This is a genomic window from Bacillus sp. FJAT-53060, assembly GCF_037104745.1.
GTDB classification, from domain to species: Bacteria; Bacillota; Bacilli; order Bacillales; family Bacillaceae; genus Bacillus; species Bacillus stratosphericus_B.
In genome coordinates, this window is the sequence record NZ_JBAWSW010000053.1 from 1 (window position 1) to 14,264 (window position 14,264).

A 14,264-nucleotide genomic window follows, 5' to 3' on the forward strand; every position below is an offset into this window, starting at 1 on the left:
TCCGCAAGGAAGTAAGATCCCTGAAAGATGATCAGGTTGATAGGTCTGAGGTGGAAGCGTGGTGACACGTGGAGCTGACAGATACTAATAGATCGAGGACTTAACCTATATTCTAATGTGAAGCATGAACGTTGTTATCTAGTTTTGAGAGAACATTCTCTCCATCAGGTTTGGTGGCGATAGCGAAGAGGTCACACCCGTTCCCATACCGAACACGGAAGTTAAGCTCTTCAGCGCCGATGGTAGTTGGGGGTTTCCCCCTGTGAGAGTAGGACGCCGCCAAGCTTTTTGTTTATATCCTTCCAATGGAAGAAGTTACTTTATCCATTCCGCAGTAGCTCAGTGGTAGAGCTATCGGCTGTTAACCGATCGGTCGTAGGTTCGAGTCCTACCTGCGGAGCCATGCTTCCATAGCTCAGTAGGTAGAGCACTTCCATGGTAAGGAAGAGGTCAGCGGTTCGAGCCCGCTTGGAAGCTTTCCTCTATATATTGATCTGACAAGGTTTCTCGACGATGAGAAGGCTTTTTTTATTGCTTGGGGACGAATTACTGAATTTGCAATAGGTTTGATATAGCATCCGCCACCAGAGTATCTGCTTCTTTGACCGCGTGTGTATAGGTATCAAGAGTTGTTTTTATATTTACCCTAAGCGCTGTGAGACAGAGATGAGGTACAAGAACTTGAAGCAGCGGTGGCTGATTTTTCTGAACTAAAAGACATTCTGTCTAGGTAAAATAAAACAGACCTTGAGGGGTCAAAAAGCTAGCAAACTGGACATGGAGACGACCATGTCCAGGGTAAGACAACTGATAAATTTTATAAAATAAGTGAAAACCCCACTTTTACTTGAAGTAAAGGTGGGGTTTGTCTACGGTCTGAACCAAGGGTTAAAAACCCTTGGTTTTTTTAGTGTATTTCATTTAATCATTAGTTCTTGAATAAACTGTATATAAAGCGCTTGAAGCTGGTGAAGGTGATATAAATAATGATAATGAGTCATTTCTAACTACAGGTGCCCCTGGTACATTAGATGTCCATGTTACGGTTGCAGGAGCTACAGTATACACTCCGTTATTTGAGACAAAGACACTTTGTGGGCCTACATCTGTTGGTTTACTTGAAAATTTAATAGTACCAGTTATGGTTGCGGTAGTAACAAGTGTCACTGTAGCAAGAACGTTAGCTGGAGGTGGGGTAACGGAATTGTTTGGAACATTCGTAACCATCTCATAGGTATAGGTGCCGGCTTGTAAATTATTTACGTTAATACTTCCTGATAAAGCAACTAAATTTCCTGAGACGCCAGCAACCACATAAGGAAGAACTTCCGATGTTTGACCAGGAGAACCTGCTAATCTTGCAAATCCGGTATTTGTTCCTCCAAAGAAAATAGGTTTTGTTGAAAGTGTTGAAGCTGGTCCAGTAGCACCAGTAGCACCAGTAGCACCAGTAGCACCAGTAGCACCAGTAGCACCAGTAGCACCAGTAGCACCAGTAGCACCAGTAGCACCAGTAGGTCCAGTAGCACCAGTAGCACCAGTAGCACCAGTAGGTCCAGTAGCACCAGTAGCACCAGTATCTCCGGTAGCGCCAGTAGGTCCAGTATCTCCGGTAGCGCCAGTAGGTCCAGTATCTCCGGTAGCGCCAGTAGGTCCAGTATCTCCGGTAGCACCAGTAGGTCCAGTATCTCCGGTAGCGCCAGTAGGTCCAGTATCTCCGGTAGCACCAGTAGGTCCAGTATCTCCGGTAGCGCCAGTAGGTCCAGTATCTCCGGTAGCGCCAGTAGGTCCAGTATCTCCGGTAGCGCCGCCAGTAGCACCTGTTACGCCGGTGGCGCCAGTAGGTCCAGTATCTCCGGTAGCGCCAGTAGGTCCAGCAGCACCTGTTACGCCGGTGGCACCAGTTGAACCTGTATTTCCCCTACGACAGTTCGCCCAGGACGTCCTCGTTTTCCAGGAACTATGATGGATTTTATACAGCAACAATATTCAAAGCATTTCCCACAGCGATAGCAGTAATATTTACTTTTCATAATAACGCTCCCTTTAAAAAAGTATTTATACATATCATATTGCGCATGCAAGTATATGTAAGGGCTAAAGTGGAAGCGAATAAAATAAAGTTTTTACTATGTAATTCATCGTAATTGAGAGACTTTAAAGAAAAAATTTAATCATGTATACGCATAAAATAAATAGTAATTACGTGGATTTTTCATTTTTAATGATAAGTGTGTAGGACAGCCTGACTGTTTTTTCATATGCTGTGATGAAAGTCAAAACTGTTGAAAGGGTGTTGATATGAGCCGCAACAGAATGGACGATTTTTTCTTTGGTTCTCGTAAGGCAAATCATTGTCAGGACAAAACAATTGTTTCACCAACACGTAATATCGTTAATACAACAATAAGCGAAAGTACAATCAGACGAATCCATCCAACTCATATTAAAAATGTGAACAAACACATCAAAAGAATTGAGAACTACTATCCAGTAACGCAATCTTGTGAGAATGAATGCTATGTTGAAGAATACGATTGTGGAAGTGATTTGAAGAATCCTTGTTGTCGTCGTGTAAATAGATAAAATAATACTTTTCATTAAATTCATAGCTTACTTTATACTGGCGTCCCTTAGGGCGTCTTTTTTATCGGAATAGTCATCTTTTTTGGGTGTATGGCTCAGGTACTTGGTGAGGGATAGGAGCGCAAAAAATATAAAAAGGGAGATATGAGCATGGCATCAAAATTTTGTGTATCTGCTAATCCAAAAAAAGCGAATTATATTTTTAGGAAAGGACAAGGTTGTGGTTGTTTCGATTCAAAATCACAATGATTACATTTGTGGACCAACCTTATTCCATAAAGAAAAGTCGGTGATCAATGGGTCACAATCAAAACGAATTCACCGAACGAACTCAATCCAGGAGAAAAACAGTACGATGAATTCGGCATCAAAGAATCACTGGTAAGGAAGAGGTCAGCGGTTCGAGCCCGCTTGGAAGCTTTCCTCTATATGATATGACAAGGTATCTCGATGATGAGAAGGCTTTTTTTGTTTAAATTATGAATACTCGTTTTATTACGAGTAGACTGAAGCAACTAATAAGATGAAATCATTGATCGGTCATTTGTATCACCTTTCTAAAAAAATGCTTTCATTTTGTTCTTGATTCTTCAGCGTATTTCTTTTATTCTTACTAAAGTGATGACATCCTCTCTAACAAAAGACTCTGTACGTTCCTCTTTGCCCCGAAAGTGAAGTATTCTCTGGTTTTCCTTTCTGATTCTCCAGGTTTGTTTGATTTTCTTTTAATGTACGGTATGTATATAAAAAAAGGAGTAGATGGTTTGAAAGATTTATTTGTAAAGCAAGAATGGTTTGGATATGTGCGTCAGGATGTGTTGGCGGGGATTTTAGTCGCCCTGGCTTTGATTCCTGAGGCGATTGCATTTTCAATAATTGCGGGTGTTGATCCGAAGATTGGATTATATGCCTCGTTTTGTATTGCGATTGTGATTTCGTTTGTTGGTGGACGGCCAGGCATGATTTCGGCCGCTACAGGTGCTATGGCCCTGGTCATGGTCAATTTGGTTGCAGATCATGGATTGCAATATTTGTTTGCAGCTACGATATTAACAGGCCTGATTCAAATTGTGTTTGGATTGTGTCGTGTTTCTCGTTTGATGAAATTTATTCCGAGGTCTGTGATGGTTGGCTTTGTGAATGCATTAGCGATTATGATCTTCATGGCTCAGCTTCCACATTTCGTTGGAGAATCAATGGCTATGTATATCATGACAGGGGGTGCCTTGCTGATCATTTATGTCTTGCCGATGGTCACAAAAGTGATACCCTCCCCACTCATTGCGATTATTGTGATGACGATGATCGCTGTATTTGGGCATATTGATGTCAGAACGGTCGGAGACATGGGAGAGCTTCCTAGTTCTTTACCTGCTTTTCTCATTCCAAATGTGCCGTTTAGCTGGGAGACACTTGCTATTATTTTTCCTTATTCCTTAGCACTTGCGATGGTTGGTTTACTGGAATCTCTTTTAACAGCACAGATTGTGGATGATATGACGGGGACGTCTAGTCATAAAAACAAGGAAGCAAGAGGCCAAGGGATTGCCAATGTGGTCGCTGGATTCTTTGGTGGTATGGCTGGCTGTGCGATGATTGGTCAATCTGTGATTAATACAAAGGCTGGCGGACGAGGCCGGCTTTCTACTTTTATAGCAGGTGCATTTTTAATGGTGCTAATTTTTGTATTGGGCGATGTCGTGGTTCAAATCCCAATGGCTGCTCTTGTCGCTGTGATGATTATGGTTTCCATTGGTACCTTTGATTGGAGTTCATTCCAACAGCTAAAAAAGAACCCGAAAACAGATTCCATTGTGATGCTTGTCACGGTTGTAACCGTGGTGTTGACTCATGATTTATCGAAGGGTGTTTTTGCAGGTGTGCTGCTTAGTGCCATTTTCCTTGTCGCAAAAATATCGAAGATTCATATTACTTCTACAGAAAGCCAAGAAGGAACGTGGGTTTATCAAATTAAGGGGCAAATTTTCTTTGCTTCTGTCACAGATTTCATCCATGCATTCCATCAAGGGAAACATGTTCAATCCGTTGTCATTGATTTGTCTGAAGCGCGTATATGGGATGAATCAGGTGTGTCAGCGATTGAACGTGTGAAGGAAAAGTATCGGACAGCTGGTGTGCAGGTAGAAGTGGTTGGAATGGATACGTCCAGTCAAAAGCTTGTCAAACAGGTGATGGGTTCTTAAAGGACCTTTTTGTTTTGTTACAATAGAAAAGGTAGAAAGCGAAGGATGGAGGTGGCCGGCATGCTTGTCCGTCTGAATCAAGTGATCGGCCGGATGATGCCACTCATTACGCCTATTAGTGTACTACCGGGTGTACTATTGGCATCATATTCAGGATTTTACGTTTTTGGTGCCATGGGTATTTGCCGTGATGACATTTGCAGGGAGCTTATCTGCTACTTTTTCAGCTTTAAAAGCATACGGTCATGCATCCATTGCCTTTGATTTTAACGTTTATGATTTTGCATGTGTTGATGCCTCTTTACGCTTGGTCAGCGGGGCATCTACTATTTGCGGGTGATTTCATGACGATCACCGGTTTGACGCTTGCGATGGTGATTCAGACAGGTGTAATATGGGCGGCTATGTATAAAGGGAATGTTGGGTTAACCTTGAAATCATTTTAATTGATACACTGCTTTCGCCATTTATTGTGCCAGCCAGCTTGTCACTGCTCGTAGGTACATAGGTTCATATGGACATTGTGGCCATTATGAAAGGGCTTTTCGGTATGGTGGTGCTTCCATCTATTTTAGGGGTGCTCGTTCATCAGTATGAAAAGCCAGCAGTGACGAAGACGATCAGTCAGGCACTGTCACCTTTTTCGAAAATAGGCTTGTTTGTTGTGGTCTCAATTAACAGTTCTATTGTTGCACCATACTTGCGTGAACTGAATGCCGAGTTTTTTAGTAAAGCAGAGATTGTGTATACAGGCGGTATGCGAAATATTAGTGCGGGTACTGTGCTTGCCATTAGCTTTTTCCCGCCTGCTGTCGCTGTCCCTGTGCTGTTTCAGCAAGTGCTTGTCGCATTATTTGGCTTTTTACTCAATCGTTTTGAACTGAGAACACCTTGCTGTGGCTAAATCTATATCATGAAAAAGCCTTGGAGGTTTTATGCGAATTAATAGATGAGGTATTTTTTTCGTATTTTTTCGAACGTTTTGAGGTCATGATGATAGCGCTTCATGATGTGTTTGACGGAAGTGCCTTGATTGATTTCTTCTTTCATCCAATCATTGCCGATGAGTTTATCAAAGTTGCCTGTTTGAAGGAATTGAAAGTCATTAGGATATAAATCATGTATGGCTTTGATGATGGATAACCCCGTTTTCACAGCTTCAAATGAAGAACGGTCTGTGACGTATAGCTGCACACCGTGAGATAGAGTCCTGGCATGTTTAGAAAAGGTCGGGGTGAATGAAACTGGTCTAAATTGAATGCCTTTTAGTTTAAGCCGATTTAAATGATCTGCTAGCTTGTTGCTATTGATATATGGAGCGCCAATAAGCTCGAACGGTTTTGTCGTTCCTCTGCCTTCGGAGACGTTTGTGCCTTCAATTAATCCTGTGGCGGGATATACAAAGGTGCTATCAACTGTCGGCATATTAGGAGAAGGAAGGACGAACGGTAGCTTCGTGTCATCGAACGATAGGGATCGCTTCCAATTTTTCATTTTTATGACTGTGACATCAGCATAGATATGAAACTCTTTGTTAAACATGTGTGCAAGCTCTCCAGTCGTCATCCCATGTCTTAATGGAATTGGATAGAGACCGACAAATGAGGTTTGTTCGGGTTCTAATACAGGTCCTTCTACTTTTAGCCCGCCTATTGGGTTTGGACGATCTAGGACAACGAAGGGAATGTCGTTTTCTTTAGCGGCTTCCATCGCATAGGCCATCGTGTAAATATAGGTGTAATAACGAGCTCCAACGTCTTGAATATCAAACAGCAAAACATCTACATTTTTGAGCATATCAGGAGTTGGTTTTCTTGTTTTTCCATAGAGAGAGTAAACAGGCAGGCCCGTTTTTTCGTCAGTGTACGATTCGACGCCTTCTCCTGCTTGTGCATCGCCTCGCACCCCGTGTTCAGGTCCATATAGGGCAGTCAGCTTGATACTCGGATGTTCAAATAAGAGGTCGACACTGCTTTTCATATTTGCATCAATGCCTGTAGGATTCGTAATCAGCCCTACCTTTTTCCCTTTTAGCCATGAGAGATGACTTGAGAGTAATGTTTCGATACCTGTTTTGACTGTTGCTTTTTTTCCTTTTGTATCTGTTCGTCCTGAATCTGCGGAGGCGGCGGTCAATGTGCTTATCATGAGAATACTAGCGAGTATCAGGCTTGCTGTCTTTTTCAAGAGAATCCCTCCTATTTGATCTTTTTCCCTTTTACATTGAGTCCATAGCCAAATGGGTAAAGGGTTTGATTTGGATGAGTGACGGATGGGATATTGACTGGCAATTTCCCTTTAGGTGATGCCGCTCCAAAAATCACTTCTAGTCCAGCAGGAATATTCGGTTGATTGAATTGTCCGTTTGAGTAGCCTTTAAAACCGTAAACAGCCAGTAAGGTATCGGCTTCCTCGAAATTGGCAGCATCATAAGGATTTCTCAGACTCATGATGACCATTTTTTTGTTTTTTGATGTTGCTTCTTTCATGACAGCACGTGGGAAGGCAGTTGCCCATTTCTTCGGGTCCTGTACATTGTCATCAATTACTCCATCATTCACAGCTGGGTCATTTTGGATAATGTAAGAGCCGGTAATGACAAAGTCAGCACCTTGAATCAGTTTGGCTGTTTCTTTCGAGAAGGTCTTATCTGCAAACGCGTAGGATTGGATACGTACAGGTTTGATCTTTTTTTGTCGGATCAGTGATTCGATTGTGACAGTCATTGCCTGTGTTTGATCTTTATAAGGTGCCATGACCATGATTTGGTCATTCTTTTTAGGCTTGAAAGGTAAGGTCTTTTCGTTGTTTTTAAGCAGAGTAATTCCTTCACGGGCCATTTTTTGTTCTGCTTTACGGTGCGAATTTTTACCAATGACTTGAGTGGCTTTTTTGATTTTTTTCTCAAGGCTTACTGGTTTTTTGGTGGAAATGATCCCGCGTTTGATCTTCAATTGAAGGATTTTTTCGACAGATTGGTTGATCTGAGACATCGGGATTTCTTTCGTTAGAACGGCTCGTTTTAAAGCATTGAACACGTTCCCTAGGTTTTTCTCCGTTTTTAACGACGTGACAGGAGCAGGCATGAGGGCAATATCGACTCCTGCCTTAACGGCCATCACCACGGATTCTTCTTGCCCGAAGTTATCTGCGATCGCTTTCATATTTAAGGCGTCTGTTACCACAACTCCTTGAAAGCCCATCTCTTCTTTTAATAAGTGTGTGATCACTTTCTTCGATAAGGTAGCTGGAACCATGATGTCTTCTCCGTCTTTTTTACTTTGATAGGTCGTGTCATCAATGGCAGGGAATTGAACATGAGCGGTCATGACCATATCCGCACCTGCGTTTATTGCTTGTTGAAATGGATACAGCTCAATCTTCTTTAAACGATCAAGGTCATGTTCCACGAGCGGTAATCCGTAGTGACTATCGACAGCTGTATCACCATGTCCCGGGAAGTGCTTTAATGTGGAAATGGTCTTTTCCTTTTGAAGTCCTTTCATGGTTTGAAGACCAAGCTTGGTGACAAGTGTAGGGTCAGAGCTAAAGGAACGGACACCAATGACGGGGTTGTTTGGGTTATGATTCACATCAAGAACAGGAGAGAAATTTGTATTGATACCTAATGCTTTTAATTCCTTTCCGATGATTTTTCCTGTGTCATATGCATTTTTCTTGCTTCTAGAGGCACCAATCGACATATTTCCTGGGAAATGTGTTCCTTTTTGTAGTCTTGTGACGATTCCGCCTTCTTGATCAATTGAAATGAGTAAAGGAGTGTTTGGAGATGCTTTTTGAAAATCATGGGTGAGTTTGACGGTTTGTTTCGTATCAACGACATTCTCTGCAAACAAGATGACACCACCTAGATGATATTTCTCCACAATATGAGACACTTCTTTATTCATCTTTGTTAAACCTGTAGGAGCGGATTCATCTTTTGCTTGCCAATTGCGAAAGTCTGGCATGAGCATTTGACCAATCTTTTCATCCAGTGACATGTCTTGAAGCATTTGTTTGGCGGTTGGAAGGGGGGCAGAGAGAACCTTTTCCGTTGGAATGGAAGAGGTGAGCAGGGCCAAAACCAGTCCAGAGGGGCAGAGAGATTTTAACATTAAATTCCTCCTTTTTCCTTTTACTTAAAAGATTCGTAGATTGCGGTCATGATGCTTCCATAAGTACCGGTTGGGAAAAGGTCACCTACAAATTGGTTAGGATTGGTTTCAGGTGAAACGACAGGTGAATGTTTCTTATTCGTCAGCAAGGCAACACCTAGATTGTGTTTTGGATCAATCAACGTCATCGTTCCGGTCCAGCCTGTATGTCCATAGGCTTCGTTACTAGCATATTTTCCAAACATCCATTCCATGTCAGTATGGCCGTTTTTCCGCCAGCCTAGCCCGTAAGTTGGGTTCGTGTCTGAGGATGTTGTAAAGAGATCGATAGAGGCTTGGTCAAAAATGGTTATTTTCCCATAGCCCCCTTTGTTGAGCATAAGCTGGAGCAGCACCGCCATATCTGAGGTGTTAGAGAAAAGCCCAGCATGGCCGGAGACACCTGCCATTGAGTAATAGGCTTTCTCGTCGTGTACTTCACCTAGTAGGGTGTATCGTCGAATGTTTTCAAAATCAATTACACCATCTCTCGTATTGCCTAAGCGCTCAGTTGCTGCAAAATGCTCAGGCTTGAATCCTTTTTGTAGTGGGTTGAACATTGTACGTTTGAGACCTAGAGGCCGATAGATCTTAGACTCTACATATTGATCAAGAGGCATCCCTGTTTTCTTCTCAATGATCATGCCTAAAAGCATGTAATCAATATCACTATATATATGCCGGGTTCCTGGATAGTATTGAAGAGGCACTTTAGGCAGCCATTTCATGGTTGTTTGTCTATCTTGAGAGAAAAAAGAGCCAGCTGCTTCTTTGCTATAAAATAACACACTGGAAGGGAGTCCGGCAGAATGTGTGAGAAGATCCTTCACACAGAGCTGATCTTTGCCGGTGATCTTTGCATCTGGTTCATCCTGAAATTCGGGCAGGATGGATTGAATTTTTTCATTCACATCTAGTTTTTGTTCGTATACAAGCATTTGCAGGGCATAGTTGGTGGCATACATTTTTGTATTGGATGCCAGATCAAACAGCGTGTTCTTTTTCATTTTCTTATACGATTTGAGTTTTTTTGTGCCCTCGTATTTTTGCCGGTAGCCATAGGCTTTTTGATGGACGATCTTTCCGTCCTTGATGATGATGAGCCCGGCTCCTGGAAATCCTGCTTTAATATCGTTTTGAATCATTTGATCAACCTTCCTAAGCTGCCTGGAATAAAAACCTACTTGTTCCGGTCGTTTCGCCTTTTTTAAGACGGGATATTCTTGAGGTGCTGTTTTAGACAAAGACGTTACAGGATGGGAGCTAGATGCAAATGTTTGTACTGGTAACCTAAGGAGCATGAATAGACATGTCATCAAAAGAAAACAGCCATTTCTTTAAGAGCTAGACCTCCTTATGATTGGTTTCCTCGAATTCAACAGCCATATCATCATGAAAGCCAAATACGTATGTGAAGATAAATCCAGCGACATATGCAATGATTAATCCGATTAAGTAAAGAACCATTTGATGTGGGTGGACGATAAAGGTCAGTGGGAGTCCTGAGACGCCAATCGCCTTAGTTGCAATTAGGAAGTGGGCTTGAAATGCACCGCCAACTCCAGCACCGAGACAAGCGGTGAGAAAAGGTCTTCCAAGTGGCAGTGTGACACCGAAAATGAGCGGTTCACCAATACCCAGCATTCCTGAAGGAAGTCCACCTGCAATAGCTCTTTTCAGCTTTTTCTTTTTTGTTTTCATATAAATGGCAAAGGCAGCACCTACCTGTCCTGCACCTCCCATAGCGAGAATTGGCAGAAGCGGGTCATCTCCAATTGAATTGATAAGTTCCATATGAATAGGTGTCAGCCCTTGGTGAAGTCCTGTCACAACAAGAGGAAGGAAGGTCGCACCGAGGACGAATCCAGCAAAAATACCGCCAATGTTTAATAGATAAGTTAGTCCTGAGGTGATGGCATCAGATATAAATCCGCCAACTGGCATAAAGACGACGTACGTAAAGATTCCTGTAATAAGTAGGGTGATGGTCGGTGTGACGATGATATCGAGTGATTGCGGGACGAACCGTCTGATTCGGATCTCCACAAGGGCCATAAAGATGGCGGCAAGAAGAACACCGATGAGTCCGCCTCTGCCTGGTAGAATATTTGTGCCAAATAACATAATATCTGCGGAGGCTGGGTTAACAATGAGGATACCAGCTAATGCGCCTAATGCAGGAGAGCCTCCAAATTCTTTTGCGGCGTTTGTTCCTACTAATATACCGAGATAAGTAAACAAGCCTGAACCGATAACCGTTAGAATAATGGCAATTTGAGATTTTTCATCGAGCCAGCCCGCTTGCACGATCGCTTTTGTAATTCCTGTAATAAGTCCTGACGCAACAAGCGCGGGAATGATGGGGATGAAGATACTTGCAATCCGTCGTAAGAATAGCTTGAACGGTGTGCGATTCTTTTGTGAAATGGCTTGCTTGTTTTTTTGTGCTTCGTTTTTCAAATCATATGAACCCGAGGCATTTAATAGCTGTTCAAACGCACTTGATATTTGGTTGACAACACCAGTGCCTAAAATGATTTGAAGTGTTTCCGCTTCGACGACGCCAATGACGCCATCCAGTTCTTTGATCGCGGTGATTTGAACTTCTTCATTATCAATCGGTGTAATTCGGAGACGCGTCATACAATGTGTATGCGATGAGATGTTTTCAGAACCACCACAGAGCGATAGAATCTCTTTCGCCAACTGCTGATATTTCTTTTGATGACTCATGTTGAATCCCCCTTCGATTTTCGTTTCATGGAGCGGATAGCATGCCTTGTCTTGTCAATATATTGCGCTGTCTGTTCATATTGACGAGAAGCTAGACTAAGGAACAAGACATCAATTAAGTAGAGCTGTGCCATTCTAGAGGAAGTGGCAGCACTGCGAAAAGGTGCTTCATTGGAACCGGACGTCGATAGGTGAACATCACACAATGCAGAAACGCTTGTATGACCTGGATGCGTTAAAGCAATAGTTTTCACTTCATTTTCTTTGGCGAGCTGAAGGGCCTGAATGATGTCTAACGTTTCTCCTGAAAAGGATATACCGAAAACAATATCGTTCTTTTTTGCATTTGCGATGACAGTAGATGCGATATGCATGTCAGTGAAAGCTGTGGCCGCATAGTTGATTCTTAGAAATTTCTGCTGTGCATCAGCTGCGACAATGCCAGATGCACCAACGCCGATAAAATGGATTTGGTTTGCAGATAGCAGCAGTTGAACGGCTTTTTCTAAAGCATCTACATTTAAAATAGAGGCTGTGTCCTTAATCGATTGAATCGAGTTTCCTGCGGTCTTTTGAATAATGGAGTGAAGTGCTTCGTCTTGTTCGATATCTCGGTAGCCTTGTTTATCTTGCATTAAATCTCCAGCGATCCTCATTTTCAAATCGTGATAACCTTCCAGCCCGAGAGATTTACAAAGGCGGATCACGGCAGAGCTGCTTGCACCGGCAGCCTGACTAATTTCATGTACTGTGCTCTTAATGACTTTGTCAGGGTTGGCAAGGATGTAGTCTGCAATGATTTTTTCAGATTGGGGGAGCTTTGATTTCATTGTGTGTAGTAGGGTGAGTCCACCTGCTGACATGAGCTCTGCCTCCTTTAGTATTGATGACGTAAGATGGCTTTGTCGATGTGGCCATTTGCTTTGTTGAGTAAATCCTTTGCTGTCTTTTTATCTGTATTTGTTTGGAGCATGACGATGGCAGTTTTGACCTCTAAATCCACCGCTTCAAGGGTTTTAGCGGCTTGTTCGTAGGAAGCGTTTGTCACATGCTGAATGATGGTGATGGCGCGTTCTTTTAGTTTATGATTGCTGACTTTTACATCAACCATCAGATTTTCATATACTTTGCCTTGTCTGATCATGACAGAGGTAGAAATCATATTTAAAATCATTTTATGAGCGGATGCTGCTTTCATTCGTGTTGATCCAGTAATGGCTTCTGGTCCAACGACGACTTCAATGGCGCAGTCTGCCAGCTCGCTAATTTCTGCTTGTTCATTGCAGCTAAGGGCTACTGTTTTTGCTTCAATGGATCTTGCGTAATTTAAAGCACCCATGATATAAGGTGTTCTACCGCTAGCGGCAATGCCGATTACCGTATCTTTGAACGTTAGGTTGATGTTTACTAAATCCTGTTTGCCAGCTCTTTCATTGTCCTCCACATCTTCGGCAGCATGTGAAAAAGCGGAGTCCCCGCCTGCCATGATGCCGACAATGACATCAGGTGAAACGCTATAGGTGGGCGGACATTCAACAGCATCCATGACGCCAATTCTGCCACTTGTTCCAGCACCTAAATAAATGAGTCTTCCTCCATTTGAGATGGATTCATAGGCAAAGTCACTTGCTGTTTTTACATGTGGAAGTACACGGTTGACTGCTTGAGCGACTTTCATATCTTCTTCATTAATCATTTTGAGCATTTCGAGCGGATCTGCTTGTGAAATTCCCAGTGTGTTAGGGTTTCTTGATTCTGTTGTCAAAGAACGCAGTTGAGATGGCTGCATGGGACATACCTCCTTATTTCTTCATTTTCATTATATTGAGTATGATATGAAATTTCAATATTAAATTTATATATTGAAATTATATTTCAATCAAAACGTTGTGCTGAAAGGGGATGAATAGTTAGAAAATAAAAAAATAAAATTCCCCTTTACAAAAGGGGGACAACCTGTATATAATAACTTTTGTCAGCTTCACGTAAACAGCAAACTTGACAAACTGGCCCGTTGGTCAAGCGGTTAAGACACCGCCCTTTCACGGCGGTAACACGGGTTCGAATCCCGTACGGGTCACCATGATATGGAGGATTAGCTCAGCTGGGAGAGCATCTGCCTTACAAGCAGAGGGTCGGCGGTTCGAGCCCGTCATCCTCCACCATATGCCGGTGTAGCTCAACTGGTAGAGCAACTGACTTGTAATCAGTAGGTTGGGGGTTCAAGTCCTCTTGCCGGCACTGTTTTTCTTTTTTCAATTCCATATGTGGAGGGGTAGCGAAGTGGCTAAACGCGGCGGACTGTAAATCCGCTCCCTCCGGGTTCGGCGGTTCGAATCCGCCCCCCTCCACCATTTTTGGGCTATAGCCAAGCGGTAAGGCAACGGACTTTGACTCCGTCATGCGTTGGTTCGAATCCAGCTAGCCCAGTTAAGACACCTTTTTCAAAAAGGTGTCTCAGCTTGTAGACAAAGTCTACAAGCTTTTTTGTATAATAAGGGTAATAACACAATTCTGCGGGGGATGAACATGTTATCGAAACGTGAAGAAGAGAGAAGAAATCAATTAGAAGTAGTGGCTTTAG

Annotated in this window: 11 protein-coding genes, 7 tRNA genes, 2 rRNA genes and 1 pseudogene; 13 read left to right on the top strand and 8 right to left on the bottom strand. The window is 42.7% G+C overall.

Annotated elements, in window-relative coordinates:
- From WAX46_RS14285 to WAX46_RS14300, 4 genes are all read left to right on the top strand, one after another.
- Window positions 1-108 (top strand): 23S ribosomal RNA (locus WAX46_RS14285); the annotation flags it as partial.
- Window positions 109-169: 61 nt separating this feature from the next.
- Window positions 170-285, top strand: a 5S ribosomal RNA gene (gene rrf, locus WAX46_RS14290).
- A gap of 43 nt (window positions 286-328) precedes the next feature.
- Window positions 329-403: transfer RNA gene (locus tag WAX46_RS14295), tRNA-Asn, on the top strand.
- Between the two features lies 1 nt (window position 404).
- Window positions 405-477: transfer RNA gene (locus WAX46_RS14300), tRNA-Thr, on the top strand.
- Window positions 478-921: 444 nt separating this feature from the next.
- Here WAX46_RS14300 and WAX46_RS14305 read toward each other — a convergent pair.
- Window positions 922-1,314, bottom strand: a complete 393-nt coding sequence (locus tag WAX46_RS14305) for a hypothetical protein (protein WP_336494237.1) — start codon at window positions 1,312-1,314, stop codon at window positions 922-924.
- Between the two features lie 38 nt (window positions 1,315-1,352).
- Window positions 1,353-1,820 (bottom strand): hypothetical protein, encoded by a 468-nt coding sequence (locus tag WAX46_RS14310; protein WP_336494238.1) that lies wholly within the window; start codon window positions 1,818-1,820, stop codon window positions 1,353-1,355.
- Between the two features lie 496 nt (window positions 1,821-2,316).
- Here WAX46_RS14310 and WAX46_RS14315 point away from each other — a divergent pair, with 496 nt between their 5' ends.
- The 4 genes and pseudogenes from WAX46_RS14315 to WAX46_RS15975 form a co-directional block, all read left to right on the top strand.
- A complete protein-coding gene (locus WAX46_RS14315; RefSeq protein WP_226570027.1) occupies window positions 2,317-2,586 on the top strand; it encodes a CotD family spore coat protein in 270 nt (89 codons plus the stop codon).
- Window positions 2,587-3,323: 737 nt separating this feature from the next.
- Window positions 3,324-4,790, top strand: a complete 1,467-nt coding sequence (locus tag WAX46_RS14320; RefSeq protein ID WP_442895678.1) for a SulP family inorganic anion transporter — start codon at window positions 3,324-3,326, stop codon at window positions 4,788-4,790.
- A 169-nt stretch (window positions 4,791-4,959) separates the two neighbouring features.
- On the top strand, window positions 4,960-5,130 hold the full coding sequence (locus WAX46_RS15970; protein ID WP_442895679.1) for a hypothetical protein: 171 nt from the start codon (window positions 4,960-4,962) through the stop codon (window positions 5,128-5,130).
- A 405-nt stretch (window positions 5,131-5,535) separates the two neighbouring features.
- Window positions 5,536-5,694: pseudogene (locus WAX46_RS15975) on the top strand (bile acid:sodium symporter family protein); the annotation flags it as partial.
- Between the two features lie 38 nt (window positions 5,695-5,732).
- Here WAX46_RS15975 and WAX46_RS14330 read toward each other — a convergent pair.
- The 6 genes from WAX46_RS14330 to murQ are packed head-to-tail and all read right to left on the bottom strand — an operon-like array spanning window position 5,733 to window position 13,469.
- Window positions 5,733-6,938, bottom strand: a complete 1,206-nt coding sequence (locus WAX46_RS14330) for an exo-beta-N-acetylmuramidase NamZ family protein (RefSeq protein ID WP_376776471.1) — start codon at window positions 6,936-6,938, stop codon at window positions 5,733-5,735.
- Between the two features lie 50 nt (window positions 6,939-6,988).
- Window positions 6,989-8,908, bottom strand: a complete 1,920-nt coding sequence (locus tag WAX46_RS14335; protein ID WP_226570021.1) for a glycoside hydrolase family 3 protein — start codon at window positions 8,906-8,908, stop codon at window positions 6,989-6,991.
- Window positions 8,909-8,928: 20 nt separating this feature from the next.
- Window positions 8,929-10,263, bottom strand: coding sequence for a penicillin binding protein PBP4B (pbp4b, locus tag WAX46_RS14340; protein WP_226570019.1), 1,335 nt, complete (start codon window positions 10,261-10,263; stop codon window positions 8,929-8,931).
- 28 nt (window positions 10,264-10,291) lie between these two features.
- Window positions 10,292-11,680, bottom strand: a complete 1,389-nt coding sequence (locus WAX46_RS14345; RefSeq protein WP_226570016.1) for a PTS transporter subunit EIIC — start codon at window positions 11,678-11,680, stop codon at window positions 10,292-10,294.
- Window positions 11,677-12,543 (bottom strand): MurR/RpiR family transcriptional regulator, encoded by an 867-nt coding sequence (locus WAX46_RS14350; protein WP_226570014.1) that lies wholly within the window; start codon window positions 12,541-12,543, stop codon window positions 11,677-11,679. The genes WAX46_RS14345 and WAX46_RS14350 overlap by 4 nt, the downstream gene beginning before the upstream one ends.
- 14 nt (window positions 12,544-12,557) lie before the next feature.
- Window positions 12,558-13,469 (bottom strand): N-acetylmuramic acid 6-phosphate etherase, encoded by a 912-nt coding sequence (gene murQ / locus WAX46_RS14355; RefSeq protein ID WP_226570010.1) that lies wholly within the window; start codon window positions 13,467-13,469, stop codon window positions 12,558-12,560.
- A 219-nt stretch (window positions 13,470-13,688) separates the two neighbouring features.
- Here murQ and WAX46_RS14360 point away from each other — a divergent pair.
- The 5 genes from WAX46_RS14360 to WAX46_RS14380 all read left to right on the top strand — a co-directional run bounded on the left by WAX46_RS14360 (window position 13,689) and on the right by WAX46_RS14380 (window position 14,110).
- A tRNA-Glu gene (locus tag WAX46_RS14360) sits at window positions 13,689-13,763 on the top strand.
- A gap of 6 nt (window positions 13,764-13,769) precedes the next feature.
- Window positions 13,770-13,845 (top strand) — tRNA-Val (locus tag WAX46_RS14365).
- A gap of 3 nt (window positions 13,846-13,848) precedes the next feature.
- Window positions 13,849-13,921 (top strand) — tRNA-Thr (locus WAX46_RS14370).
- A 28-nt stretch (window positions 13,922-13,949) separates the two neighbouring features.
- Window positions 13,950-14,034 (top strand) — tRNA-Tyr (locus WAX46_RS14375).
- A gap of 4 nt (window positions 14,035-14,038) precedes the next feature.
- Window positions 14,039-14,110, top strand: a tRNA-Gln gene (locus WAX46_RS14380).
- Window positions 14,111-14,264: the final 154 nt, after the last annotated feature.

Excerpts from the sequence above, each read along its gene's own strand:
- WAX46_RS14350 (WP_226570014.1), bottom strand. The coding sequence starts at position 12,543 with ATGTCAGCAGGTGGACTCACCCTACTACACACAATGAAATCAAAGCTC.
- WAX46_RS14345 (WP_226570016.1), bottom strand. The coding sequence starts at position 11,680 with ATGAGTCATCAAAAGAAATATCAGCAGTTGGCGAAAGAGATTCTATCG.
- pbp4b (WP_226570019.1), bottom strand. The coding sequence starts at position 10,263 with ATGACATGTCTATTCATGCTCCTTAGGTTACCAGTACAAACATTTGCA.
- WAX46_RS14315 (WP_226570027.1), top strand. The coding sequence starts at position 2,317 with ATGGACGATTTTTTCTTTGGTTCTCGTAAGGCAAATCATTGTCAGGAC.
- murQ (WP_226570010.1), bottom strand. The coding sequence starts at position 13,469 with ATGCAGCCATCTCAACTGCGTTCTTTGACAACAGAATCAAGAAACCCT.
- WAX46_RS14335 (WP_226570021.1), bottom strand. The coding sequence starts at position 8,908 with ATGTTAAAATCTCTCTGCCCCTCTGGACTGGTTTTGGCCCTGCTCACC.
- WAX46_RS14330 (WP_376776471.1), bottom strand. The coding sequence starts at position 6,938 with ATGATAAGCACATTGACCGCCGCCTCCGCAGATTCAGGACGAACAGAT.
- WAX46_RS14320 (WP_442895678.1), top strand. The coding sequence starts at position 3,324 with ATGTATATAAAAAAAGGAGTAGATGGTTTGAAAGATTTATTTGTAAAG.